The sequence below is a fragment of the Streptomyces sp. NBC_00385 genome (genome assembly GCF_035917155.1).
GTDB lineage: Bacteria > Actinomycetota > Actinomycetes > Streptomycetales > Streptomycetaceae > Streptomyces > Streptomyces poriferorum.
The window spans coordinates 7,731,955-7,756,734 of record NZ_CP107951.1 but is presented as its reverse complement, the minus strand read 5'-3'; the positions used below and the strand labels follow the sequence as shown (position 1 = coordinate 7,756,734).

The 24,780-nt window shown below is 70.7% G+C and carries 20 protein-coding genes; 9 read left to right on the top strand and 11 right to left on the bottom strand.

Annotated elements, in window-relative coordinates; genetic code table 11:
• Window positions 1–9 precede the first annotated feature (9 nt).
• The 8 genes from OG959_RS34620 (at window position 10) to OG959_RS34580 (ending at window position 12,569) form a co-directional block, all read left to right on the top strand.
• Window positions 10–738, top strand: coding sequence for a type 1 glutamine amidotransferase (locus tag OG959_RS34620; protein WP_219571797.1), 729 nt, complete (start codon window positions 10–12; stop codon window positions 736–738).
• A gap of 143 nt (window positions 739–881) precedes the next feature.
• Window positions 882–1,907, top strand: a complete 1,026-nt coding sequence (locus tag OG959_RS34615) for a 6-phosphofructokinase (RefSeq protein WP_219571799.1) — start codon at window positions 882–884, stop codon at window positions 1,905–1,907.
• Between the two features lie 119 nt (window positions 1,908–2,026).
• On the top strand, window positions 2,027–2,977 hold the full coding sequence (locus OG959_RS34610; RefSeq protein WP_326664848.1) for a cytochrome c oxidase assembly protein: 951 nt from the start codon (window positions 2,027–2,029) through the stop codon (window positions 2,975–2,977).
• Window positions 2,978–3,034: 57 nt separating this feature from the next.
• Window positions 3,035–3,193, top strand: a complete 159-nt coding sequence (locus OG959_RS34605; RefSeq protein WP_148015273.1) for a hypothetical protein — start codon at window positions 3,035–3,037, stop codon at window positions 3,191–3,193.
• A gap of 1,043 nt (window positions 3,194–4,236) precedes the next feature.
• Window positions 4,237–5,769, top strand: coding sequence for an endo-1,4-beta-xylanase (locus tag OG959_RS34600; protein ID WP_326664846.1), 1,533 nt, complete (start codon window positions 4,237–4,239; stop codon window positions 5,767–5,769).
• Window positions 5,770–5,959: 190 nt separating this feature from the next.
• Window positions 5,960–8,713: a glycoside hydrolase family 48 protein gene (locus OG959_RS34595; RefSeq protein WP_326666795.1), complete on the top strand. Its 2,754-nt coding sequence runs from the start codon at window positions 5,960–5,962 to the stop codon at window positions 8,711–8,713.
• Window positions 8,714–8,775: 62 nt separating this feature from the next.
• A complete protein-coding gene (locus OG959_RS38790; protein ID WP_442805764.1) occupies window positions 8,776–10,254 on the top strand; it encodes a GH12 family glycosyl hydrolase domain-containing protein in 1,479 nt (492 codons plus the stop codon).
• A 194-nt stretch (window positions 10,255–10,448) separates the two neighbouring features.
• A complete protein-coding gene (locus OG959_RS34580; RefSeq protein ID WP_326664845.1) occupies window positions 10,449–12,569 on the top strand; it encodes a glycoside hydrolase family 6 protein in 2,121 nt (706 codons plus the stop codon).
• Window positions 12,570–12,688: 119 nt separating this feature from the next.
• Here the strand turns inward: OG959_RS34580 and OG959_RS34575 are convergent, their stop codons facing one another.
• From OG959_RS34575 to OG959_RS34555, 5 genes are all read right to left on the bottom strand, one after another.
• A complete protein-coding gene (locus tag OG959_RS34575; RefSeq protein WP_326664843.1) occupies window positions 12,689–13,759 on the bottom strand; it encodes an Ldh family oxidoreductase in 1,071 nt (356 codons plus the stop codon).
• Between the two features lie 19 nt (window positions 13,760–13,778).
• A complete protein-coding gene (locus OG959_RS34570; RefSeq protein ID WP_326664842.1) occupies window positions 13,779–15,488 on the bottom strand; it encodes a thiamine pyrophosphate-dependent enzyme in 1,710 nt (569 codons plus the stop codon).
• 11 nt (window positions 15,489–15,499) lie between these two features.
• Entirely contained in the window at window positions 15,500–16,360 is an 861-nt protein-coding gene (locus OG959_RS34565) for an amidohydrolase family protein (RefSeq protein ID WP_326664841.1), read from the bottom strand.
• A 129-nt stretch (window positions 16,361–16,489) separates the two neighbouring features.
• Window positions 16,490–17,701, bottom strand: coding sequence for an L-2-hydroxyglutarate oxidase (gene lhgO, locus OG959_RS34560; protein WP_326664839.1), 1,212 nt, complete (start codon window positions 17,699–17,701; stop codon window positions 16,490–16,492).
• Between the two features lie 43 nt (window positions 17,702–17,744).
• Window positions 17,745–19,196, bottom strand: coding sequence for an aldehyde dehydrogenase family protein (locus tag OG959_RS34555; RefSeq protein WP_326664836.1), 1,452 nt, complete (start codon window positions 19,194–19,196; stop codon window positions 17,745–17,747).
• Between the two features lie 219 nt (window positions 19,197–19,415).
• Here OG959_RS34555 and OG959_RS34550 point away from each other — a divergent pair, with 219 nt between their 5' ends.
• On the top strand, window positions 19,416–19,703 hold the full coding sequence (locus OG959_RS34550) for a putative quinol monooxygenase (RefSeq protein ID WP_326664834.1): 288 nt from the start codon (window positions 19,416–19,418) through the stop codon (window positions 19,701–19,703).
• Window positions 19,704–19,763: 60 nt separating this feature from the next.
• Here the strand turns inward: OG959_RS34550 and OG959_RS34545 are convergent, their stop codons facing one another.
• Genes OG959_RS34545 through OG959_RS34520 form a run of 6 tightly spaced genes read right to left on the bottom strand, consistent with a single transcriptional unit; the run spans window position 19,764 to window position 24,763 of the window.
• A complete protein-coding gene (locus OG959_RS34545; protein ID WP_326664832.1) occupies window positions 19,764–20,816 on the bottom strand; it encodes a methionine synthase II (cobalamin-independent)-like protein in 1,053 nt (350 codons plus the stop codon).
• 3 nt (window positions 20,817–20,819) lie between these two features.
• Entirely contained in the window at window positions 20,820–21,287 is a 468-nt protein-coding gene (locus OG959_RS34540) for a GlcG/HbpS family heme-binding protein (RefSeq protein WP_326664830.1), read from the bottom strand.
• A 19-nt stretch (window positions 21,288–21,306) separates the two neighbouring features.
• Entirely contained in the window at window positions 21,307–22,092 is a 786-nt protein-coding gene (locus OG959_RS34535) for an alpha/beta fold hydrolase (protein ID WP_326664828.1), read from the bottom strand.
• A gap of 24 nt (window positions 22,093–22,116) precedes the next feature.
• On the bottom strand, window positions 22,117–22,488 hold the full coding sequence (locus tag OG959_RS34530) for a VOC family protein (protein ID WP_326664826.1): 372 nt from the start codon (window positions 22,486–22,488) through the stop codon (window positions 22,117–22,119).
• On the bottom strand, window positions 22,485–23,309 hold the full coding sequence (locus OG959_RS34525) for a fumarylacetoacetate hydrolase family protein (RefSeq protein ID WP_326664824.1): 825 nt from the start codon (window positions 23,307–23,309) through the stop codon (window positions 22,485–22,487). Before OG959_RS34525 ends, OG959_RS34530 begins: the two co-directional genes overlap by 4 nt.
• Before the next feature lie 5 nt (window positions 23,310–23,314).
• Window positions 23,315–24,763: an NAD-dependent succinate-semialdehyde dehydrogenase gene (locus OG959_RS34520; RefSeq protein WP_326664822.1), complete on the bottom strand. Its 1,449-nt coding sequence runs from the start codon at window positions 24,761–24,763 to the stop codon at window positions 23,315–23,317.
• Window positions 24,764–24,780 lie beyond the last annotated feature (17 nt).

Below are 24,780 nucleotides of genomic sequence, written 5' to 3'. Positions count from 1 at the left end.
GGACGAAGCATGAGCAACAACAGCCTGCGGCTGGTGTGGGTCTACCCGGACCTGCTGAGCACCTACGGCGACCAGGGCAACGCCCTCGTCGTGGAGCGCCGGGCCCGTCAGCGCGGCCTCGACGTGTCGCGCGTCGACGTGCGCAGCGACCAGCCGGTCCCCACGTCCGGGGACATCTATCTGATCGGCGGCGGTGAGGACCGGCCGCAGCGGCTCGCTGCGGAGCGGCTGCGCCGCGACGGCGGCCTCAGCCGGGCCGCGTCCAACGGCGCGATCATCTTCTCGGTCTGCGCGGGCTACCAGATCCTCGGCCACGAGTTCGTCAACGACCTCGGTGAGCGCGAGCAGGGTCTCGGGCTGCTCGACGTGGTCTCCACCCGCGGCGAGGGAGCCCGGTGCGTCGGCGACGTACTCGGGGACATCGACCCGCGCCTCGGGCTGCCGCCGCTGACCGGCTTCGAGAACCACCAGGGCGTCACCCATCTCGGGCCGACGGCACGCCCGTTCGCCCAGGTGCGGTTCGGCCGGGGCAACGGCACGGGCGACGGGACCGAGGGCGCGTACAACGACACCGTCTTCGGCACGTACATGCACGGGCCCGTGATGGCGCGCAACCCGCTGATCGCGGATCTGCTGCTGAAGCTGGCCCTCGATGTGAACGCGCTGCCGCCCACCGACGACCGCTGGTACGAGGCGCTGCGCGCCGAGCGGATCGCCGCGGCGACACAGCCCGCCTGATGAGGGTTATTTCGCTCAGCTGAGCGGAGTCCAGCAGGCGGACGCCCGGTTCGGTCCCGCCACCCTGCGCCGGTAGGGTGGCGGGGATCCAACCGGACGACGTGGTCCGGTCGTCGGCCCACGTTGCAAAGGTTTCCCGGGCAATGCGAATTGGTGTGCTCACCTCCGGCGGCGACTGCCCCGGCCTCAATGCCGTCATCCGTTCCGTCGTCCACCGCGCTGTGGTCGACCACGGCGACGAGGTCATCGGCTTCCACGACGGGTGGCGGGGCCTCCTCGAGTGCGACTACCGCAAGCTCGACCTCGACGCGGTCGGCGGCATCCTCGCCCGCGGCGGCACGATCCTCGGCTCCTCCCGGGTCCAGCCCGCGCATCTGCGCGGCGGTGTCGAGACGGCCAGGGGCCATGTCGCGGACCTCGGCCTCGACGCGATCATCCCGATCGGCGGCGAGGGCACGCTGAAGGCGGCCAACCTGCTGTCCGAGGCGGGGCTGCCGATCGTCGGCGTACCGAAGACGATCGACAACGACATCGCGTCCACCGACGTGACCTTCGGTTTCGACACCGCTGTCGGCGTGGCGACCGAGGCCCTCGACCGGCTGAAGACCACCGCGGAGTCCCACCAGCGCGTCATGATCGTCGAGGTCATGGGACGCCACACCGGCTGGATCGCCCTCCACTCCGGCATGGCGGCCGGTGCGCACGCCATCGTCGTTCCCGAGCGGCCCTTCGACATCGACGAACTCACCGAGCTGGTCGGCCGGCGCTTCTCGGCCGGCAAGAAGTTCGCGATCGTCGTGGTCGCCGAGGGCGCGAAGCCGCGTGAGGGCTCCATGGAGTTCGAATCGGGCGTCAAGGACGTCTACGGTCACGAGCGCTTCGCCGGTGTGGCGACGCAGCTCTCCATCGAGCTGGAGCAGCGCCTGGGCAAGGAGGCGCGCCCGGTGATCCTCGGCCACGTACAGCGCGGCGGCACACCGACCGCGTACGACCGCGTCCTCGCGACCCGCTTCGGCTGGCACGCGGTGGAGGCGGCGCACCGCGGCGAGTTCGGCATGATGACGGCCCTGCGCGGCACGGACATCACGATGGTGCCCCTCGCGGACGCCGTGGAGACCCTGAAGACGGTCCCCGCCGAGCGCTACTCCGAGGCCGAGTGCGTGCTCTGAGACACACCACCGTCTGAGAACCGCCCCCGGCCGCAGTTGCGGCCGGGGGCGGTTCTACTCTGGTCGGGACAACCGGCACGAAACAGGGACGTCCCGACGTTCCCATCGGGAGTGAACAGATGGATCACAGCGGGCACGGCATGAACATGGATCTGCCGCCGTTCACGCTGGGACGCGGGCTCCAGTTCTCCGCGGACCCGTTCTTCCTGATCGGCTGCGTCCTCGCAGTGGTCCTTTACGCGTACGCGGTGCTGCGGTTGCGCAGACGCGGGGACGGCTGGCCGGTCAGCCGGACCGTCTTCTTCGTCGTCGGGGTGCTGACCATCGCGCTGGTGATGTGCACCCGGCTCAACGACTACGGCATGGTCATGTTCAGCGTGCACATGGTGCAGCACATGGTGATCAGCATGCTGTCGCCGATCCTGCTGCTGCTCGGCGCGCCCGTGACCCTCGCACTGCGTGCCCTGCCGGTGGCAGGACGTGACAGGACGGGACCCCGCGAGCTGCTTCTGATGCTGCTGCACAGCCGCTACATGAAGATCATCACGCATCCCGCGTTCACCATCCCGCTCTTCATCGCCAGCCTGTACGCCCTGTACTTCACACCGCTCTTCGACTTCCTGATGGGCTCGACGGCCGGGCACCTCGCGATGATGGTGCACTTCCTGGCGGTCGGTCTGGTCTTCTTCTGGCCGATCATGGGCATCGACCCGGGGCCGCACCGCCCGGGCTATCTGATGAGGATGCTGGAGCTGTTCGCCGGGATGCCGTTCCACGCCTTCTTCGGCATCGCGCTGATGATGGCGAGCGAGCCGATGGTGAAGGTCTACGAGAACCCCCCGGCCTCGCTCGGCATCGACGCCCTGTCCGACCAGAACGCGGCGGGCGGCATCGCGTGGGCGTTCAGCGAGATCCCCTCGGTGCTGGTCCTGGTGGCCCTGGTGTTCCAGTGGTACCGCTCGGAACAGCGGACGGCGAAGCGTTCGGACCGTGCCGCTGACCGGGACGGCGACCAGGAGCTCCAGGCGTACAACGCCTATCTCGCCTCCTTGCAGGCGCGCGGACAGTAGCGGTGGAGGGCACTTCGGGGTGACGATGGCATCCACAGCCTCGAGGAGGGTGCGCGCATGTCCGGATCCACGAAGGCAATGGGAGTGCTCACCGTAGGTGCCCTGGTGGCAGTCACCGCGTACACGGTGGCGCTGGGGAGCAATGGCTGGCTCTGGTTCGGCTGGGTGGTGCTGGGGCTGATCACGATGGGAATGGTCGCCACCCGCGAGACCTGAGCCGGACAAAGGCGGGGCCCGGCCCTCCGGTACACCCGGACGGTGCGGGCCCATGGCCTTGCCAGGGCGCCTGCCCAGGGCGGGCGCTCCCCCGCTGCGCGCGAACGGGTACGCAGGGCACCGTGACCGACAGGATGCGGCAATCCGCACAGTGACGGCGGCCGAAGACAAGGCGCTCGGCACAGCGGACGTGAATCCAGGGCAAACAGCCACCTTCGGGGCCCCTGCCCGGCTGGGCTCGAATCCGTACATCCGCACCCTCCGCCAGGCGACGGACGACTCCCCCGCGACGCCCTGAGGGCCCTTTCCTCACGCCCTGCCGGGCCGGCTCCCGGGGCCGGGACGCCGCCCGGCGTACACCATCGCGTACGCGCGAGGACGGCGTACTGCCCGCCCCCACACCCTCCGCGGCTCGGCGCGGTTGTCACTCTCCGCACCATGCCGTACATGATTGAACTATCCACATGGGCGCCGGCATCCCTCGCGGGGACTCCTGCGGCGAGCCGCCACCGTCGGCGTTCATACAGCTGTCCAGCGGCTTTGCCGTCCACACCCGAGGGGCAGCCGACCGCGGCAGCGCCTGGCGCGCGCTCTCACCCCTGGAGCCCGAGCCCTCCGCCCGTCACCCACCGTGCGCACCGGTCAGCAGCACCCACGGACCCCGACCCGCCGCTCGCGCGCAATCGCGAACGGGCCGCGTCCGGCTCGCCCGCGACATGAGCCACGCCCGGAACGGGGCGTTCACGCGCCGTCGGAAACACCCCGGCCGAGGGGCATCGCAGGCACCTCGCGAGGCGGTCAACCCCACCTCCCCCGGCATCCGTTCGAGGAGTGGCCGAGTTAACGCGCTCGTAAGGCAGTTGTGATTTAAGTCTTGACAGGTGCCTATCACCACGCCACCTTGGGAGCGCTCCCACAATCAAGACTTGCACACTCCACTCCCCTCCCTTCTCCCCCAACACCGGGTGGCGAAAGGGGTGTTACGGGGCGCAGCCGCGCCCCCCGTAACACTCCATGCCGCCCGGCCGAGGAAGGCCTTTGTCATGAGCTTGGTGAAGCGCTGTAGACACAGCCGCACCGGAGGGCTCCCGACCCTCCTGGTCGGAGCCCTGGCCCTCGTCACCACCCTGACGGGCGGACCGGCGACCGCGGCCGAGCAGGGCACCTTGCACGAACTCGCCACCGCCCAGGGCAAGTACTTCGGTTCCGCCACCGACAACCCGGAGCTGCCCGATGCCGCCTACGCGGCCGTCCTGGGCTCCGAGTTCGGTCAGATCACTCCCGGCAACTCCATGAAGTGGGACACCACCGAGCCGGCACAGGGCCAGTTCAACTTCGCCAAGGGCGATGTGATCACCGACTTCGCCCAGCAGCACGGCCAGACCGTGCGCGGCCACACCCTCGTCTGGCACAGCCAGCTGCCCGGCTGGGTCGGCGCACTGCCCCCGGCCCAGGTCGAGGCCGCCATGACGAACCACGTCACCGAGGAGGCGACGCACTACCGCGGCGCGGTCTCCGCGTGGGACGTGGTGAACGAGCCGTTCAACGAAGACGGGACCTTCCGCACGAGTCCCTTCTACACCGCCCTGGGCAGCGACTACATCGCCACCGCTCTGCGCGCCGCCCACGCCGCCGACCCGGACGCCAAGCTGTACGTCAACGACTACAACATCGAGGGGCTCGGCGCGAAGAGCGACGCCATGTACGCCCTGGTGAGCGAGCTGCTCGCCGAGGGTGTGCCGCTCGACGGGGTCGGCATGCAGGCGCATCTGGCCGTACAGTACGGCTTCCCCTACCAGATGCAGGCGAACATGCAGCGGTTCGCCGACCTCGGCCTCGACGTGGCCGTCACCGAACTCGACGTGCGCATGCAGCTGCCCGCCGACAGCGCCAAGACGGCCACGCAGTCCTCGTACTACCGTCAGGTGACCGAAGCCTGCCTGGCGGTCGAACGCTGCGTCGGCATCACCGTCTGGGACTACACGGACAAGTACTCCTGGGTCCCGAGCACGTTCCCGGGCCAGGGCGCGGCCAACCTGTACGACGAGAACCTGCTGCCGAAGCCCGCCTACTCCGCCGTGCGCACCGCCCTGGGCGGCGACGACGGCGGTGAGGGCGGCGGACCCGGCGCACTCAAGGCCCAGTACCGCAGCAGCGACTCCTCCGCGGGCGACAACCAGATCAAGCCGGGCCTCCAACTCGTGAACACCGGCGACACCGCGGCCGACCTCTCGGACGTGACGGTCCGTTACTGGTTCACTTCCGACAACGGAGCTTCCACGTACGGCACTTGGTGCGACTGGTCCCCGATCGGCTGCTCCACCGTGACCCACCGCGTCGCAGCCGCGAGCACCCCGAAGGCAGGCGCCGACCACTACCTCGAAGTCGGCTTCACCGGCGGCAGTCTGGCGCCGGGCGCCACCACCGGAGAGATCCAGCTGCGCCTGAGCAAGACGGACTGGTCGAACTTCGACGAGTCGGACGACTACAGCCACGGATCCGGCGCCTCGTACGCGGACGCCGACAGGATCGCCGTGTACGTCGGCGGCGAGCTGGTCTGGGGCATCGAGCCCTGACCGTCGGCCGCGCCGGCCGCCTCCTCCCACCGCCTTCCGCTCCCCCCCGCATCACCCCGCGCCTTCCCCGCGCGTCTCCCCGCTCCCACCCCCGTCCCCCCTTTTTCGTCCCCTCTCCCCAACGACACCCGCCAATGGAGGATTTGTGTCGATATCACGTAGAACATTCAGCAGCGCCCTGGGCGGCAGCCTGCTCGCCGTGGGTCTGGTACAGGGCACCGCCGTCGCCAAGCCCGCGTCCGCCGCCGGCACCGGCGCCCGTGCGGCCGCGGCCGACGACCCGTACACCCAGGCCTTCCTCACCCAGTACGGCAAGATCAAGGCGTCCGCCAACGGCTACTTCAGCCCGGACGGCCTGCCGTACCACTCGGTCGAGACCCTGATGGTCGAGGCACCCGACCACGGTCACCAGACCACGTCGGAGGCCGTCAGTTTCTGGATGTGGCTGGAGGCCGCCTACGGACGGGTGACCGGCGACTGGGCCCCCTTCAACGCGGCCTGGGCGGTGGCCGAGAAGACCATCATTCCCCAGCACGCCGACCAGTCCACCGCCGACTCCTACAACCCGTCGGCCCCCGCGACCTACGCCCCGGAGCACCCGCTGCCCAGCGGCTACCCCTCCGCGCTGGACCCCGCGGTCAAGGTCGGCACGGACCCGCTCGCCACCGAACTCGCCTCGTCCTACGGGACGATGGACGTCTACGGCATGCACTGGCTGATGGACCTGGACAACGTGTACGGCTACGGCAACAAGCCCGGCACCGGCGGCGAGTCCGGGCCGGGTGCCGGGGCCTCCTACATCAACACCTACCAGCGCGGCGCGCAGGAGTCGGTGTGGGAGACCGTCCCGCAGCCCACCACCGACCTCTTCAACTACGGTGGCCCCAATGGGTATCTGGACCTGTTCGTCGACGACGCCAGTTACGCCAAGCAGTGGAAGTACACCAACGCGCCGGACGCCGACGCCCGCGCGGTGCAGGCTGCCTACTGGGCGTTCCAATGGGCCTCGGCCCAGGGCAAGGCGAGCGAGGTCTCGGCCTCGGTCGCGAAGGCCGCCAAGATGGGCGACTACCTCCGCTACGCCATGTTCGACAAGTACTTCAAGCGGGTCGGCGACTGCACCGACCCCACCTCGTGCCCCGCCGCCACGGGCCGGGACTCCCAGCACTACCTGCTGTCCTGGTACTACGCCTGGGGCGGCGCGGCGGCCGGCAGCGGCGGCGGCTGGGCCTGGCGCATCGGTGACGGCGCCTCCCACCAGGGCTACCAGAACCCGCTCGCGGCCTGGGCCCTGTCCAACGTACCGTCACTGACCCCCAAGTCCGCGACGGCCAGGTCCGACTGGTCCAAGAGCCTGACCCGGCAGCTGGAGTTCCTGACCTGGCTGCAGTCGAGCGAGGGCGCGTTCGCGGGCGGCTGCACCAACAGCTGGGAGGGCAGCTACAGCGAGCCGCCGGCCGGCACGCCCACCTTCTACGGCATGGCGTACGACTGGCAGCCGGTCTACCACGACCCGCCGAGCAACAACTGGTTCGGCTTCCAGGCCTGGGGCATGGAGCGCCTCGCCGCGTACTACCACGAGACGGGCAACGCGTCCGCCGAGGCGGTGCTGTCCAAGTGGGTCGCCTGGGCCTCGTCCGAGACGACGGTGGGCGCCGACGGCAGCTTCCGCTTCCCGTCCACGCTCAAGTGGACGGGCCAGCCCGACACCTGGGACGCGGCGTCGCCCGGGGACAACGCGGGTCTGCACGTCTCGGTCGTGGACTACGCCAACGACGTCGGTGTGGGCGCCGCGTACGTCAAGACGCTCACGTACTACGCCGCCAAGTCGGGCGACGAGGACGCCGGGGCGCTGGCCAAGGCGCTGCTGGACGCCATGGCGCTGAACGCCACGGACAAGGGCATCTCGGTGCCGGAGACCAGGAAGGACTACAACCGCTTCAACGACGAGGTGTACATCCCGGCCGGCTGGTCGGGCACGATGCCGAACGGCGACACCATCGAGCCGGGTTCGACCTTCCTCGACATCCGCAGCTGGTACAAGGACGACCCGGACTGGCCGAAGGTACAGGCCTACCTGGACGGCGGCGCGGCCCCCACCTTCACGTACCACCGGTTCTGGGCGCAGGCCGCGCTCGCACTGGCCTTCGCGATCTACGCGGAGCTGCTGGTGGAGGGCGGCGGCGAGCCGGGCGGCGACACCGAGCCGCCGACGGCTCCGGCCGGCCTGGCCGTGACGGCGACGACGAGCAACAGCGTGTCGCTCTCCTGGTCCGCCTCCACCGACAACGTCGCCGTGACCGGCTACGACGTCTACCGCAACGGGGTCCTGGCGGGCAACGCCACCACCCGGACGTTCACGGACACGGACCTCGCCGCGGGAACCGAGTACAACTACGCGGTCGCGGCACGGGACGCGGGCGGCAACACCTCGACGCTGTCGGCCGCGGTCACCGCCACCACGAAGACGGGCGGCTCGACCGGCACCGGTGCGGTCAAGATCCAGTACAAGAACACCGACTCGTCCACCGGCGACAACCAGATCAGGCTGGGGCTGCAGGTACTGAACACCGGCAGTGCCCCGATCGACCTGTCGACGGTGAAGGTGCGCTACTGGTTCACCTCCGACGGCGGGCCGAGCACCTTCGGCACGTACTGCGACTACGCCGCACTCGGCTCGTCCAACATCACGCACTCGGTCGTCGCCGTGTCCAGCCCGAAGACGGGTGCCGACCGCTATCTGGAGGTCGGCTTCACCGGCGGTGCCGGCACGCTGGCCGCGGGTGCGTCGACGGGTGAGCTCCAGCTGCGGCTCAACAAGAGCGACTGGTCCAACTTCAACGAGAGCAACGACTACAGCCGGGCCACCAACACCGCGTACGCCGACTCCTCCAAGGTCGGGGCCTACGTCGCCGGCACCCTCGCCTGGGGTGTGGAGCCGTGACCGGCCCGAGACTGCCGGCGCTGGCGGGGGCGGCCGCGGCCCTCGTACTCGCCGCCGCGTCGATGCTCACCGGAGCCCCCGCCGCATCGGCGGCCCCGGTCACCGACTGCACCCAGTGGGGCACCACCGAACTGCAGGGCGGGGAGTACCTGTACCAGCAGAACGAGTGGAACTCCGAGGCCGAGCAGTGCGTCAGCGTCGACCCGGACACGGGCGCCTGGAGCGTCACCAAGTCCTCCTTCAGCCTTCCGACGAACGGTGCCCCGGCGACGTACCCCTCCAGTTACAAGGGCTGTCACTGGGGGGCGTGCACGACGGACAGCGGGCTGCCGCTACGCGTCGACGAGCTGGGCAGCGTGACGGCCGACTGGTCGACCACCCAGGTCGGCTCCGGCGCGTACAACGTGTCGATGGACATCTGGTTCAACTCGGCGCCGGTCACCGACGACCAGCCGGACGGCACAGAGGTGATGATCTGGATGAACCACCGCGGGGGCGTCCAGCCGATCGGATCACGCACCGCGACGGTGCAGCTGGACGGCCGGAACTGGGACGTGTGGACCGGGCCCGGCGCCTCGGGCTGGAAGGTGATCTCGTACGTCCTGCAGGGCGGCGCCACCGAGCTCGCCGACTTCGATGTGAAGGGCCTGATCGACGACGGCGTGGGCCGCGGGTCGATCAACCCGGCGCACTACCTCATCGACGCCGAGGCCGGGTTCGAGATCTGGCAGGGCGGACAGGGCCTCGGGATGAACGGGTTCGCCTTCGAGGCGAGCGCGGAGTCCGGTGGCGGCGGCACGGACACCCAGGCACCGACGGTGCCGGCCGGGGTGACCGTGACCGGCACGACCGACCGTTCCGTCTCGCTGTCCTGGACTCCGGCGACGGATGACACCGGTGTCACCGGGTACGACGTCTACCGCGACGGGGTGAAGGCGGGCTCCACCGCATCCGCCTCGTTCACCGACACCGGGCTCGCCGCCTCGTCCTCGCACAGCTACACCGTGCGGGCCAGGGACGCGGCCGGGAACACCTCCGCGGCCTCGGCGGCGGTCGGCGCGACCACCGCGGCAGGAGGCGGCGGAAGCACCGGTGCGCTCAAGGTGCAGTACAGGAACAACGACGCATCGCCCGGCGACAACCAGATCAGGCCCGGCCTCCAGCTGGTCAACACCGGCACCACGGCGGTGGACCTGAGCAAGGTCGCCCTGCGCTACTGGTTCAGCGGTGAGTCCGGCTCCGCCTCGTACGGCACCTCGTGCGACTACGCGGTCATCGGCTGCGGCGCGGTCACGCACCGCGTGGCGCAGGCCGGTTCGGCCGGGGCCGGCGCTGACCACTACCTGGAGGTCGGCTTCACCGGCGGCAGCCTGGCCCCCGGAGCCTCCACCGGGGAGATGCAGCTCCGGTTCAACAAGGCCGACTGGTCCTCCTTCGACGAGACCGACGACTACAGCCGGGCCGCCAACACGGCCTTCGCCGACGCCTCGAAGGTCGGGGTGTACGTCAACGGCGCCCTGTCCGCAGGCACCGCCCCGTGACCGGCCGGCCGCCCCACGAACTCCCGATGGCGGGCTATCCATTCACCCCGCTGTGCCCGCCATCGGGGAACCACCAGCGTCCTCACCGACGCACCACCCGGCTCGCCGTCTCCGCAGACGGCGTCCCGGAGCAACACCCCCACAAGCCGTCTGCGGGAGTTTCCGCAGGCGTACGAGAGGAGCACGGAGCCGCAATGAGTACCAGAGGCACGATCATGCACGGGCTACGCCGGAGGCTTGCCGCAACCTCCGCCCTGGCCATGGGCGCAGCACTGATGGTGGCGATACCCACCCCCGCCTCCGCAGCGGCGCGGGTCGACAACCCCTATGTGGGCGCCACGGCATACGTGAACCCGGACTGGTCCGCCAAGGCGGCGGCCGAACCGGGCGGCGCCGCCATCGCTGACACTCCGGCCTTCGTCTGGATGGACCGCATCGCGGCCATCGAGGGTTCGGCGACCGCGATGAGCCTGCGCGAGCACCTGGACACCGCGCTGGACCAGGGCGCGGACCTGTTCCAGGTCGTCATCTACGACCTGCCGGGGCGCGACTGTGCGGCACTGGCGTCGAACGGTGAGCTCGGTCCCACCGAGCTGGACCGGTACAAGAACGAGTACATCGACCCGATTTCCGACATCCTCGCCGATCCGGCCTACGCGAGCCTGCGGATCGTCACCATCATCGAGCCCGACTCGCTGCCCAACATCGTCACCAACGCGGGCGGCACCGCCGGTTCCACCGATGCGTGCGCGACGATGAAGGCGAACGGCAACTACGAGAAGGGTGTCGGCTACGCCCTGCACACCCTCGGCGCCATCCCGAACGTCTACAACTACATCGACGCCGCCCACCACGGCTGGCTGGGCTGGGACAGCAACATGGCGCCGGCCGCCGCGGAGTTCAAGAAGGCCGCCACGTCCGAGGGCGCCACGGTCAACGACGTGGCCGGCTTCATCGTGAACACGGCCAACTACTCGGCTCTCAAGGAGCCGAACTTCAAGATCACCGACTCGGTGAACGGCACCACGGTGCGCCAGTCCAAGTGGGTCGACTGGAACTACTACAACGATGAGCTGACGTTCGCCCAGGCGCTGCGCACGCTGCTGGTGAGCCAGGGCTTCAACTCCAACATCGGCATGCTGATCGACACGGCCCGCAACGGCTGGGGCGGCTCCGCACGGCCCACCGGCCCCGGTCCGCTGACCAGCGTGGACGACTACGTCAACGGCGGCCGGGTCGACCGTCGCATCCACGCCGGCAACTGGTGCAACCAGACGGGCGCCGGAATCGGCGAGCGTCCCACCGCGGCCCCCGAGGCCGGCATCGACGCGTACGTGTGGGCCAAGCCCCCGGGCGAGTCGGACGGCAACAGCGCCCCCATCGACAACGATGAGGGCAAGGGCTTCGACCGGATGTGCGACCCGACGTACGAGGGCAACGGCCGCAACGGCAACAGCATGACCGGCGCCCTGCCGAACTCCCCGCTCGCGGGTCACTGGTTCTCCGCGCAGTTCCAGGAGCTCGTGAAGAACGCCTACCCGCCGATCGACGGCGGTGGCAACCCGGGCGGTGGCGACGACACCCAGGCGCCGACCGCGCCGACCGGTGTGACCGTGACGGCGAAGACCAGTGGCAGCGTCTCGCTGTCCTGGACGGCGTCCACCGACAACACCGGGGTGACCGGCTACGACGTGTTCCGCGGCGGTGTGAAGGTGGGCTCGTCCACCACGACCTCGTACACGGACTCGGGTCTGTCGGCGTCGACCGCGTACAGCTACACGGTCAAGGCCAAGGACGCGGCCGGTAACGTCTCGGCGGCCTCCTCGGCTCTGTCCGCCACCACCTCCGCGGGCGGCGGCACCGGAACGGGCACGCTGAAGGTCCAGTACAAGAACACCGACTCCTCCGCGACCGACAACCAGATCCGGATGGGTCTGCAGCTCGTCAACACCGGCAGCACCGCGGTGGACCTGTCGACCGTGAAGCTGCGCTACTGGTTCACTCCGGAGGCCGGGGCCTCCACCTTCGGCACCTCGTGCGACTGGGCGGTCATCGGCTGCGGCACCCTGACGCACAGCGTGAAGACCGCCGGTTCGGCGGCCGGCGCCAGCCACTACCTGGAGGTCGGCTTCGGCAGCGGCACCCTGGCGGCGGGCGCGTCCACGGGTGAGATGCAGCTGCGGCTGAACAAGAGCGACTGGTCCAACTTCAACGAGGCGGACGACTACAGCCGCTCGACCGTGACGAGCTACGCCGACGCGTCCAAGGTCGGCCTGTACGTCACCGGCGCGCTCTCCTGGGGCACCGCGCCCTGACCCCGCCGTCCTGGCCCCGTCCCCGCCCTGACGCGGTGACGGGGTCCGGACCCGGGAATCCCAACGGACCCGCCCCCTGCCGGAGAACCGGCAGGGGGCGGTGTCATGCGCCGGGGCGTTCAGAGCGCGGCGGGCACCGTGATGCCGGCCGCGTCGGCGGCCGCGGTCAGCTGCTGCCAGACCCCCGGAGCGACCGCGATTCCGTTCTCACCGCGCTGGGCGGCCGTGGCGGCGCTGCGTTCGCCGGGGTAGAAGACCCCGTCCGCTCCGTCCGCCGCCGGCAGTTCCTTGAGGGTGCCCAGGGTGGCGTCCACGGAGGCGAGGAAGGCCTCCGGGTCTCCGAAGGCCGCCGGGTCGATCGCCACCAGGAGCGCGTTCTGCCGGTGCTTGCGGCCCTGGGGGTCGTCCGAGTGGAAGGCCGAGAAGATCGGCGCGCCGACGAGCACGCCGGTGATCAGCTCGAACGCGAGGGACATGCCGGAGCCTTTGGCGCCACCGAGCGGCAGCGGCATGACCGCCTCGGCCGGGTCGGTGGTGGGCGTGCCGTCGGCGGTGGCCGCAGCTCCTACGGGCAGGGGCGTGCCGCTCGCCTTCGCCTGGCGGATCTTGCCCAGCGCGATGGTGGCGGTGGCCATGTCGAGGAGCAGCGGGGCGTGGTCGGCCGCGGGTACGGCGATGGCGAGGGGGCTGGTGGCCACGGCCGCGCCCTTGACCCCGGTGTAGCCCATGTTGGGCATCCCGGAGACGAAGCCGATGCCGACCAGGCCCTGTTCGGCGATCCTGGACACGTAGTAGCCGATGGCTCCGGTGTGCACGGTACCGCGCACGCCGACGGAGGCGATGCCGGTGGTCCGGGCCCGGTTCACGGCTTCCAGGGCCGCGGCGGTGAGGGCGACCGGTCCGGGGGCGCGGTCGGCGTCCAGGACGGCGGCGCCCGGCGTGGTGGACTCGACGCTCAGCTCGGGCCGGGCGTTGGCGACGCCCTTGGCCAGGAGCTCCAGGTAGGCGGGGACGCGGGCGATGCCGTGGGAGTCGACGCCGCGCTGCGCGGCCCAGACGAACACGTCAGCGGTGGTACGGGCGTGCTCGGGGCCGAGGCCGCCGGTCTCCAGGAGGGCGGCGCAGAAGGTGCGCAGGTCCCCGGCGGGAACCAGGGTCTTCCCCGTCCCGGTGGTCGCTGTTTCGGTCATGGGTGGTTCTCCTGGGAAGTCAGCGGGTGACGAGGACGTCGACGACGGCGGTGGTGCCGTCGGCCACGGCCTTGAGGGCGCGTTCGAGGGCGGGGCCGAGTGCGCCGGGCGTGTCGACGGTCTCGGTGTGCATGCCGAACGGTTCGGCGAAGGCGGCGAGCCGGGGCAGCCGGTGCAGGTCGGTGCCCAGCCACTCGCCCGTCTCCGCGGCGGCGCCCTCGGGGTAGAACCGGCGGTGGTTGAGGTTCATCGACTTGTAGACACGGTTGTTGAACACCACGATCAGCACGGGCACGTCGTACGCCTTCGAGGCGTCGTACGACGGGATGACCGGGTTGTAGGTGAAGGCGCCGTCGCCGATGGTGAGGACGACGGGCCGGTCGGGGGCGGCGAGTTTGACGCCCAGCGCGACCGCCATTCCCTGGCCGAGTCCGCCCTGCACATAGAAGTACGAGTCGGGGGCGTCGGTGAGCAGATGGCGCCTGACGGTGCGGCTGTGGGTGATGGTCTCGTCGACGACGACCGCGTCGCGGCCGTCGAGCAGGGTGCGCAGGGTCGCCGCCACCAGCACCGGATCGATGCCTTCGGCCTCCTGCGCCCTGCTCTCGGCGAGGGCTGCCGCGGCCCGCTCGGCGGCGTGGCGCTCGTCCTGGGCCGCGCGTCGCAGAGCGACGGCCGGCCCGTCGAGGTCCTTCGCCCTCCTGGCGAGCTGGCGCAGCGTGTTCGTCACGTTGCCTTCCAGATAGCGGTCGGCGAAGAGCACCTGGTAGACGACGTGCGGGCGCTGCGGCACCTCGTCGATCACGACGATCTTCGCCTTCGAGGGGCGGCGGCTCGGCGGGTAGAAGGGGACCCGGCAGTTGACCAGCAGGATGAGGTCGGCCTCGTCCATCCACGGCCCGATGTCACTGCCGGCGTGCAGCGGATGGGTGCGGGGGAAGTTGGCGCAGACCGCGGAGTCGGGTTCGACGACCGGGATGTTCCATGCCTCGGCGAAGGCCAGCAGTGCCTCGAATCCGCCCGCCTCGCGACCCGCGGTCTCGGTGACGATCACGGGGCTGACCGCCTCGCGGATCATCCGCGCGACCGGATCGACGTCCTCCGGCGAGCTGTGTGTCGAGCCCGGCGGGACGACGGGCTTGGCCTCGCGCCCGTCCCACTCCTCCAGCAGCACTTCCAGCGGGATGTTGAGGTAGGCGGGGCCGGCCGGGGCTCGCCGGGCGAGCTCGGCGGCCCGGGTGATCATCGTGGGCAGGGTGTGCACACTGGCGGCCTCGTTGGACCACTTGGTGAACGGCTGGGCCACGGTGTGCGGTCCGCCCACGATCGACAGATTGCGGTACCACTGGCCGCCGGGGTCCTGGCCCGCCCCGTCCCCGTACGTGGTCGACTCCGAGGAGCTGACCACCATCGGGACCCCGGCGAGCAGTGCCCCGTGGACGGCCATCGATCCCTGGAGGAGGCCGGGGGCCGCGTGCAGCAGCACGGCCTGCGGCCGCCGCTTGACGAGGCCGTATCCGGTGGCCATGCCGACCGCCACGGTCTCGTGGGTGAGGTCGAGGTAGTGGGGGCAGGCGATCTGGTCGCGGTGGCGGCGGGCCAGGGACTCCCACACCGGGGCCCACTCGGACCCCGATGAACAGAAGATGTAGTCGGCGCCGACGGCGGTACAGGCCGAGACGAAGGCATCCCCGCCGTCGGCGCCTGGCGTGTTCGTGGTGTCCGTCATCTCGTGTGTCCTCAGCCCTCGATCGGCCAGTCGAGGACCTCGGCGATGCCGCGGCCCATCATCCATTCAAGCTCCTCGGGCGTGAAGTCCCAGTGCTTGGTGAACTGCTCGATCGTGTCGGTGTAGCTGATGCCGTGGCCGAGGAGCCGGGTGATGTCCGTGCCGTAGAAGCAGCGCTGCGGTCCCATCCGGTCGACCATCGCGCGCACGTACTGCTCGATGTTGCCGTTCGGGAAGGGCTGCGTCGAGTAGCCCGGCAGTGCGGAGAGCTTGACGTAGATGTTCGGGTGCTGGTGCAGGTCGGCGGTCTCCTGGACCCAGTACCCGATGGCGTCGTCGACGCAGCGGGCCATGATGCCCATGTGGTCGATGATGATCTTCAGGTCGGGGTGCCGGCCGGCGATCTCGCCGAGCTCCTTCTTCCAGATCGGAGCGTGCACCATCGTGGGGGTCCTCAGCTCCTCGGCGATCGGCCAGTACCAGTCGTTGGTGCCGTCGATCATCCAGTTGCGGTCCTGCGGCCGGTGGAAGGTGAGCCGTGTTCCCTTGATGTGCGGGTTCTGGGCGAAGTCCTTCAGCATGGCCGTGCCCTCTTCGGGCTTGTTCTGCGGGATGCGGGCCATGATCCCGAAGCGGTCCGGGTGGGCCTCGCACGCCTCCAGGGCGTAGTCGATCCGGTCGCCCTCCCAGGACGGCGGGAGGATCAGTGCCCGGTTGACGCCGGCCTCGTCCATCAGCTCGAGGGCCTCCTCGTAGCTGAAGGCCTCCTCACGGTGGCCGTTGAGGCGGATACGCTCGCGGGCGCCGGGGACCCAGGGGCGGTCCGGGGTCTCTTCCTTCCAGATGTGGATCTGGGTGTCGACGACGAACATGGCGTTGCCTCTTTCGTTCCGAGGGGTGGTGGGGTGCTACGGATGAGACGTTAGGCGGCCGGGGCGGCTCTGCCGATATCCACGCGCGCAAGCTGTTGTTGCATGAATAGCCGCAGTACAGAAGCGAGTTCAGGCTGCGGAACCGTCACCGAAGACGTGGTCCGTGATGTGCTCGGCGATCGCCATCGAGGACGTCGCCGCGGGCGACGGCGCGTTGCGGACGACGGTCACCGCGCCGACCCGGTGGATACGGAAGTCGTCGACGAGCGACCCGTCGCGGCCCAGTGCCTGGGCCCGCACCCCGGCGCCGCCGCGCCGGACGTCCCCGGCGCCGATCCCCGGTACGTACCGCTTCGCCGCCGTCATGTACGCGCGGGACGACAGCGAGCCGCGCATCTCCTTGATGCCGGTGCGCCAGTGCTGCCGGGCCAGGTGCCAGGTGCCCGGGAAGGCGGCGATGCGCAGGAGTTCGCGGACGTCCACCTGGGTGCGGCGGTATCCCTCGCGGGCGAGGGCGAGGACGGCGTTGGGGCCGACCTCCACCTCGCCGGTGACCCGCCGGGTGAAGTGGACACCGAGGAACGGGTAGCGCGGATCGGGTACGGGATAGATCAGCCCGCGCACCATGTGGGACTTGTCGGGGCTCACCGTCATGTACTCGCCGCGGAACGGGATGATCCGGGGTTCGGCCCCGTCGTCGGCGAGTTCGGCGACGGTGTCGCTGTGCAGTCCCGCGCACAGCACCAGACGGTCCACGGTGACGGTGTCGTCGCCGGACGCCACTTCCAGGCCGCCGCGGTCGAGGCGGGTGACGCGGGTGACGGGGAAGCCGAGGCGCACCTCGCCGCCGGCCGCGACGATGTCGTCGGCGAAGGCGCGGGCGATGGCGACGTAGTCCGTGACCGCGGTGCGCGGGGAGTGGATCGCCGCCCTGCCCACCGCGTGCGGTTCGATGTCGCGGATCTCGCCGGCCGTCACCTTGCGCACGCCGGGCACGTCGTTCGCCCGGGCGTTGGCGTAGAGGTCGTCCAGGCGGGTCAGTTCGTCGTCGCCGACGGCGACGACGAGCTTGCCGGACTCCTCGTAGGGCAGCGATCTGTCCTGGCAGTACTCGCGCAGCAGCGTGGCACCGCGGGTGCAGAGCCGGGCCTTCAGGCTGCCCGGCGTGTAGTAGATCCCGGCGTGGACGACACCGGAGTTGTGGCCGGTCTGGTGGGCGGCGACGCCGGATTCCTTCTCCAGGACCACGACGCGGGTGCCGGGGCGGCGCAGGGCGATCTCCCGGGCGGTGGCAAGGCCCACGATGCCTGCGCCTACTACGCCGATCGTCTCGTCAGCCATCGGCCCCTCCTCATTCTGTTCGGCCGTGCGGATGGTTCGGACGTCATGCGCCGAAGTGGATCGCGACGGTCTTGACGCGGGTGTAGAAGCGAAGGGCTTCGGCGCCCTGCTCCTTGAAGGGCGAGCCGGAGTCCCGGAACCCGCCGAAGGGGTGGTGGACGTCCCAGCCGGGTGTGGTGAGGTTGACGGCGATCTGCCCGCACTCGGCCCGGTCCGCGAAGCGGTGCGCGGCGCCCAGGTCCCGGGTGAAGACGGCGGCGGCAAGACCGAACGCGGAGTCGTTCACCGCGTCGACGGCCTCGTCGAACGAGTCGACGGCGCGCAGCGCGAGAACCGGGCCGAACACCTCGTCGCGCCAGATGTCCATGGCGGGTGTCACGTCCGCGAGGACCGTGGGGCGCACGAAGCAGCCGTGTTCGGGCAGTTCCTCCCCCGCGCCTTCCGCTCCGGCGATCACGGTCGCGCCCTGCCCGACCGCTCCCGCGACCGCCGCGAGCACGGCGTCGCGCTGACGGGCACCGGACAGCGGACCCATCGTCGTCCCGTCGGCGAGGCCGGGGCCGGTACGCAGGGCGGCGACCTCGTCGAGGAGCAGCTTGGTGAACTCCAGGTACACCTCCCGCTGCACGATCACCCGGCTGGTGGCGGTGCACCGCTGGCCGGCCTGGCCGAAGGAGGCCGCGGCGACGGTCCTCGCGGCCTTCTGCAGATCGGCGTCGGAGAGGACGACCGAGGCGTTCTTGCCGCCCAGTTCGCCCTGGAAGCGGATGTTGCGGACGGCGAACCGCTCACGCAGCCGGTCGCCGACCGCGTTGCCGCCGGTGAAGGTGACCGCGGCGATGCGCGGGTCGCCCAGGAGCGCCTCGCTGATCTCGGCGGTACGGCCGGTGATGACGTTCAGTACGCCGGCGGGCAGCCCCGCGTCGTGCAGGGCGCGGGCCAGGTGGAGCCCGGAGACGGGGGTCTCGGTCGCGGGCTTGAGGACGGCCGCGTTGCCGGCGGCCAGCGCGGGCGCCAGCTTGCGGGCCGGGGTGATCAGCGGGTCGTTCCACGGGGTGATGGCCAGGACGACGCCGAGCGGCTCCTGGTGGGCGCTGGTGCGGGTGTCGGGCCGGACGTCGTGGAGGAGCGTGCCGTAGCCGCCGCGGCCCACGAGCAGTCCGTAGTACTCCAGGAAGTCGGCGGCCTTGAGTGCCTCGCCGCGCGCTTCGGCGCGGGTCTTGCCGTTCTCGGTGGCGATGTCGGCGGCGATCTCCTCGACGCGCTCCCGCAGCAGTCCGGCCGCGCGGCCCAGCACCGCGCTCCGCTCCAGGGGGCTGGTGCGCCGCCACAGCACGGCGCCCGCCTCCGCGGCGTCGTAGGCGCGGGTGACGTCCTCGGGACGCAGCGCGGGGACGCGGAACGCGGGGGCGCGCAGGTCGGCGGGGTCGTGCACGTCGATCCACTCGCCGGAGGCCTCCCACTGACCGCCCAGGAGGGTTTCCACGGTACGCATCACAATCACTTCTCTCGTTCGCCGCGATGCGGGCGTCGCGGTCGCGGATCCGGTTTCGGGGAACCGGATGTACGACACACCATCGGAGGGCGGCACGGACAGAGCCGGGGCGGCAGTCATTGGTTGCGCGCCGCGAGGGCCGCGGCCTGCGTGATCCGTGCTGGAATCGGCTGGCCGGAGCGCAGTCGCGCACCCCGCAGGACCCGAGGAGAGACACCCATGGCGTACGCCGTCTTCGCCCACTACCGCTGCGCGCCCGCCGACGAGGCGACGGTGCGGGACGCGCTGCTGAAGATGCGCGAGCACACCCGCGACGAGCCCGCGAACCGGGAGTACGAGGTGCACGCACAGGAGGACGTCCCGGGCGGCTTCGTGCTGTACGAGGTGTACGCGGACCGGGCGGGTTTCGACGCGCACGCCGCCACGGACCATTTCGCGGAGCTCATCGTCAAGACGGTGCGTCCGCTGCTGACGGACCGGACGGTGACGTTCGCCGAGCGTCTCTGAGCGAGCGGTCAGGTGAGGGCCGGGAAGCGCTGCGGTGCTTCCCGGCCCTGCGGCGTACGGTCAGAACTCGTTGCCCCAGCAGTAGCGGGCCAGCGTCTCGACCAGGACCAGTTTGCGGCGCTGCTCCTCCGTGGTCAGCAGCGGGCCGCCGGCGGTGTCGGCGAAGCCGCGGGAGGGCGAAAGGGCCATGTCCTCCAGGTCCTTGACCTCGGCGGCCGCGTCGATCCGCGTCAGCACCGTGTCCAGTTCCTCGATCGCGGCGACCTGGGGGTCGACGACGCCCAGACAGGCGTCCCGGTCCTCGGGCAGTGCGGCCAGGAGGTCGAGTTCGCCCGCCGTGCCCCGGTCGAACGGCAGCACCCAGCGGTCCGCCGGCACGGCCGTGTAGAGGCGCTCGGCCGCGGCCCGGTCCACCTGTCCGGGGGCGGTCCAGCCCGGGCAGATACCCACGCGTACGCCTTCGGGACGCTCCCCCGGCGCTACCGCCAGGGCCTCCACCGCCAGCGCGTCCTCGAAGGAGAGCGCGGTGGGTGCGGTGGCCCCGGACGCGGTGTGGGCGAGCAGCAACGGGTTGTTGAGCTGGATGAGCTTCACCCCGCGGGCGACCAGCAGAGCGATCTCGCGGTGGATGATCTCGGCCAGCGCCTCACCGAGCTCCCGGGCCGAGGCAGGGCCGCCGGCGCCGGTGAGGCGCGGGTCGAAGCAGGTGGCGGCGAGATAGGCCGGTGAGGGAAGCGACACCTTGGGCGCGATCACCGTCAGCTCGGCGAACCGCGCCGTGCCGTCGGCCATCGGCGGACCGTCCGCCTTCGGAGGGGCCTCCGCCACCCAGCGGGCCAGGCCGTCGGTCTCCTCGCCGGTGCGCCGGAACCCGGAGACGCGGTCGAGCACGACGCTGCGGAAGTCCTCGCGCGGGAAGTCCCCGTCGGTGACCACCGTGGTGCGCAGCCTGCGCTGGAACGTCACCGCTTCCTCGACCGCCGCGCGTTCGGCCTCCTGGAGTGCGTCGGCCCCGGTCTCACCCCGTGCGTACTGTTCGCGGGCGGTCAGCAGGGCCGCGGGGCGGACCAGGCTGCCGTGGTGGTCGATGCGGTAGTTGAACGTGTCCGCCATGACTCACTCCTTACCGGTGGGCTTGCCGGGGACGCCCCAGGCGGGGAACTCCAGCTCGTATCCGAGGGTTTCGAGGATCTCGTCCGCGATCTGCTGGTCCTCGTCGGCGGTGCCGCCGGCGACGCCGAGGCCGCCGATGGTCACGCCGTCCTTCTTGACGGTGACGCTGCCGTCGGCGGCCATGATCGGCATGGCCGCGCCGGGCAGCTGGGAGAGCTGGGAGAAGAAGACCGGCTGGCTCTCCTGCCACTTCTTCAGCATCTTTCCCGGCCGCTGCATCACGGCCGCGGTGTACGCCTTGGCCCGGGCGATGTCCGGGGTGAGCGGCCTGGCGCCGTCCGAGCGGCGGATGGTGACCGGGAACCCGCCGGCGTCCACGACGGCGACGCTCACGGCCTTCCCGAGCGCCCGGGCGCGCTCGATGACGGCGTCGGCGATCGCATCGGCGGCGTCGAGGCCGATGCTGCTCATGCTGCTTCCTTCGGGCTGGTCATGCTGATTCCTTCGGTGCGGTGAGGGTGCGGCGCAGACGGGCGACGGCCGCGTTGTACTGCGCGGGCGTCTCCCAGTACATGGAGTGCGGGGCGCCGGGGACGATCTCCAGATGGGAGCCGGGGAGCAGTTCGTGGGCGCGGGTGACGGTCTTCACGCTGAGGACCGCGTCCTTCTCGCCGGCCAGGAAGGCGACCTTCACGCCGGAGTCCCGGATGTCGTCCAGGCTCGGTCCGTCGGTGTCAAGGTTGCGCAGGTCCGCCATCTTGGCGACGTTGAAGGTGCCCATCTGCTGGAAGAGGAAGGTGAGGTCGGCCCGTTCCTGCTGGAACCTCTTGGTGAGCAGCCGGTCGATCACGGGCAGTTTGACGGCCTCGGCGCGGTCGGCGGCGGCCAGCTCGGTGAGTTCCGGGTGGCTGATGCCGCCCAGGGAGTGGCCGAGCACGGCGGCGGACACCCGGTCGGGGCGCTGGAGGGCGCCGCGCAGGGCGGCGACGGAACCGATGGACTGGCCGACGACCATGACATCGGTCAGCTGCTCGGCGTCCAGGACGGCGACGACGTCGCCGGGGAAGTCCTGGCCGTCGAACTCGGGCATGGACGAGTCGGACTTGCCGAAACCGCGCAGGTCGACGGTGACGACCGTGAACTCGTCACGGAGCGCGGCCACTTGCTGCCACCAGGCGGCGTGATGGCCGCCCGATCCGTGCACGAAGAGGATCGCGGGGCCGCTGCCGTGGCGTTCGTAGTAGATGGAGGTGCCGTCGGAATCGGCGTAAGGCATGGGACATCTCCTCGCAAGAACCGGTCAGTTGGGGCGCTTGCCGTGGAAGACCAGCTCGATCATGGTGTGGTCGGGGTCGTGGATGTAGCAGAACTTGGACTGGTTCTCCGGGCGTTCGATCGGGCGGGTGTGCCGGATACCCAGTTCCTTCAGGTGCGCCATGAAGTCGTCCCAGTCGTCGACCTCGACGGCGAAGTGGTACGGCGCCATCCGTTCCATCTCCTCGACCGGGGTGAAGTGCAGGTCGAAGTTGCCCCGGGTCATCAGCACCACGCGGGTGTTGGACTTGGGCATGATCCGCTTCATCCCGAAGACCCTGGCGTACCACTCCGCGGTCCGGTCGGGGTCGGTGGTGGGGAAGTTGACGTGGTGGATGTAGCGGGGTTCCCTGCTCATGGCTCGTTTCCTTTCGGTGGCTGCGCGTGGCGGATCGGGGGTGCCGGCTCCTCGTGCACGGGGTTGGCCAGGACGCCGATGCCGCTGATCTCGACCTCGACGGTGTTGCCCGGTTCCAGTCCGCAGGTGGACTCGGCACCCATCCACAGGACGTCGCCGGGCTGCAGGGTGAGGTAGCGGGTCATCTCGACGATGTAGTCGTACGGGTCGAACACCATGCCGCCTGTCGGGAAGGAGGCCCGCACCCGGCCGTCGACCCGCAGGGTCGTCGTCTGGGCGAGCGCGTCCACGTCCGTCTCGATCCACGGCCCCATCGGTTTGAAGGAGTCGGCGTTCTTGCTGCGCCAGAAGGTGCGGTCCTCGTGCTGCCAGGTGCGGGCGCTGACGTCGTTGCCGATCGTCCAGCCGAAGACGGCGTCCCTGGCCTCCTCATGCGTGGCGTGGCGCAGGGTGCGGCCGATCACGGCGACGAGTTCGGGTTCGGCCTCGAATCTGCCGGTCACCTCCCGCGGCTTCACGATGGGCGAGAGGTGCCCGGTCAGCGCGTTGTTGGCGCGGTACCCGATCTCCGGCCGCTCGGGCATGACCGCCGCGGTGTTGCCCTGTGCGCGGGCGTGCTCGATGTGGCGGGTGTAGTTCAGCCCGACGGCGTAGAAGACGGGCGGGACGACGGGCGGCAGCCACACGGCGTCGGCCATGGCCACGGTCCCTATGACGGTGGGCCGCCCGGCCAGCGGTGACTCGGACAGCAGCTCGACGTGTTCGTCGTGGACGCGGCCCCACACCGCCATCCCGCCGGCCGCGACACGTGTGTATCTCATGGTGTTCAGCCGGCGAGCAGGTGGGAGACGCGCTTGGTGACGAGGTAGCCGTCCAGTCCCTCCGGGCCGCCCTCGCGCCCGTAGCCGCTGTCCTTCATTCCGCCGGAAGGGGCCTCGTGGACGGAGCCACCGCAGTGGTTGACCGACACGATGCCCGCCTGGAGGCCACTCGCCAGGCGTTCCGCGGTGGCCGCGGACTCGGTGAATCCGTAGGCGGCGAGCCCGTACGGAAGGGAGTTGGCCTGTGCCAGCGCCTCGTCCAGTTCCGTGAAGGAGACGATGGGGGCGATCGGGCCGAAGGGCTCCTCGGTCATCACGAGTGCGTCGGCGGGGACATCGGTCAGGACGGTGGGCGGGTAGAAGTAGCCCGGCCCCTCGATGCGCCCGCCGCCGAGGGCGACGGTCGCGCCACGGGTCACGGCGTCGGCGGTGAGGCGTTCCATCGCCGCCAGCCTGCGTTCGTTGGCGAGCGGCCCCATGGTGGTCGCCGCGTCGAGCCCGTCGCCGACCCGCACGCTCTCGGCGGCCTTCACGAACGCCGCGGTGAACTCCTCGACGAGGCTCTCGTGGACGAGGAACCGGCTCGGCGACGTGCACACCTGCCCGGCGTTGGCGAATTTCGCGCCGGCTGCGCGGCGGGCCGCGACGGCCGGATCGGCGTCGGCGCAGACGATGACCGGGGCGTGCCCGCCGAGCTCCATCAGCGAGGGCTTCATCCGTGCGCCGGCGTCGGCGGCGAGCAGCTTGCCGACGGGTACCGAGCCGGTGAAGGCGACCAGCCGGATGACCGGGTGGGCGATGAGCCGCGCGGAGACCTCCGCCGGCTCGCCGAAGACGAGGTTGAGGGCGCCTGCCGGGACACCGGCGTCCTCGAAGCAGCGCACCAGCGCGCAGGCCGTCCCGGGAGTTTCCTCCGAGGCCTTGATGACGATCGAGCAGCCCGCGGCGAGGGCGGCGGAGATCTTCCGCATCGGAGAGCCCGCCGGGAAGTTCCACGGCACGAAGGCCGCGACGGGTCCGACCGGCTCGCGCCGGACGGTGAGGACGGTGCCGGGGGCGGCGGGGATGATGCGGCCGTAGGCACGGCGGGCGTCGTCGGCGTGCCAGCGCAGTGAGTCGGCGACCCTGCAGACCTCACCGGCGGCTTCGGCGAGCGGCTTGCCCTGTTCCAGGGTCATGATGCGGCCGATGGTCCCGGAGCGTTCCGTGGCGAGGTCGGCGGCCGCGTGCAGGATGGCGGTACGGCGGGCGATCGGGGTGCCGCGCCAGGTCTCGAAGCCGTCGGCGGCGGCCTCGGCGGCGCGGTCCAGATCGGCGGGTGCGGCCAGGGGGACCTCGCCGATCACCTGCTCGGTCGCGGGGTTGACGACGGGGGAGGTCCGTCCGGTGCTGCCCTGGCACCACTCGCCCGCGATGAACATGCGGACGGGCGGGTAGCCGTGCTCGGTGGTCATGGGTGGGTGCCTCTCGG

What these genes read in the sequence shown, in the direction of transcription:
- OG959_RS34530 (WP_326664826.1), bottom strand. Translation starts at nt 22,488, where the DNA reads ATGAGCAGGGAACCCCGCTACATCCACCACGTCAACTTCCCCACCACC.
- OG959_RS34605 (WP_148015273.1), top strand. Translation starts at nt 3,035, where the DNA reads ATGTCCGGATCCACGAAGGCAATGGGAGTGCTCACCGTAGGTGCCCTG.
- OG959_RS34555 (WP_326664836.1), bottom strand. Translation starts at nt 19,196, where the DNA reads ATGCGTACCGTGGAAACCCTCCTGGGCGGTCAGTGGGAGGCCTCCGGC.
- OG959_RS34610 (WP_326664848.1), top strand. Translation starts at nt 2,027, where the DNA reads ATGGATCACAGCGGGCACGGCATGAACATGGATCTGCCGCCGTTCACG.
- OG959_RS34620 (WP_219571797.1), top strand. Translation starts at nt 10, where the DNA reads ATGAGCAACAACAGCCTGCGGCTGGTGTGGGTCTACCCGGACCTGCTG.
- OG959_RS38790 (WP_442805764.1), top strand. Translation starts at nt 8,776, where the DNA reads ATGCTCACCGGAGCCCCCGCCGCATCGGCGGCCCCGGTCACCGACTGC.
- OG959_RS34575 (WP_326664843.1), bottom strand. Translation starts at nt 13,759, where the DNA reads ATGACCGAAACAGCGACCACCGGGACGGGGAAGACCCTGGTTCCCGCC.
- lhgO (WP_326664839.1), bottom strand. Translation starts at nt 17,701, where the DNA reads ATGGCTGACGAGACGATCGGCGTAGTAGGCGCAGGCATCGTGGGCCTT.
- OG959_RS34570 (WP_326664842.1), bottom strand. Translation starts at nt 15,488, where the DNA reads ATGACGGACACCACGAACACGCCAGGCGCCGACGGCGGGGATGCCTTC.
- OG959_RS34565 (WP_326664841.1), bottom strand. Translation starts at nt 16,360, where the DNA reads ATGTTCGTCGTCGACACCCAGATCCACATCTGGAAGGAAGAGACCCCG.
- OG959_RS34540 (WP_326664830.1), bottom strand. Translation starts at nt 21,287, where the DNA reads ATGAGCAGCATCGGCCTCGACGCCGCCGATGCGATCGCCGACGCCGTC.
- OG959_RS34580 (WP_326664845.1), top strand. Translation starts at nt 10,449, where the DNA reads ATGAGTACCAGAGGCACGATCATGCACGGGCTACGCCGGAGGCTTGCC.
- OG959_RS34600 (WP_326664846.1), top strand. Translation starts at nt 4,237, where the DNA reads ATGAGCTTGGTGAAGCGCTGTAGACACAGCCGCACCGGAGGGCTCCCG.
- OG959_RS34545 (WP_326664832.1), bottom strand. Translation starts at nt 20,816, where the DNA reads ATGGCGGACACGTTCAACTACCGCATCGACCACCACGGCAGCCTGGTC.
- OG959_RS34525 (WP_326664824.1), bottom strand. Translation starts at nt 23,309, where the DNA reads ATGAGATACACACGTGTCGCGGCCGGCGGGATGGCGGTGTGGGGCCGC.
- OG959_RS34535 (WP_326664828.1), bottom strand. Translation starts at nt 22,092, where the DNA reads ATGCCTTACGCCGATTCCGACGGCACCTCCATCTACTACGAACGCCAC.
- OG959_RS34615 (WP_219571799.1), top strand. Translation starts at nt 882, where the DNA reads ATGCGAATTGGTGTGCTCACCTCCGGCGGCGACTGCCCCGGCCTCAAT.
- OG959_RS34520 (WP_326664822.1), bottom strand. Translation starts at nt 24,763, where the DNA reads ATGACCACCGAGCACGGCTACCCGCCCGTCCGCATGTTCATCGCGGGC.
- OG959_RS34550 (WP_326664834.1), top strand. Translation starts at nt 19,416, where the DNA reads ATGGCGTACGCCGTCTTCGCCCACTACCGCTGCGCGCCCGCCGACGAG.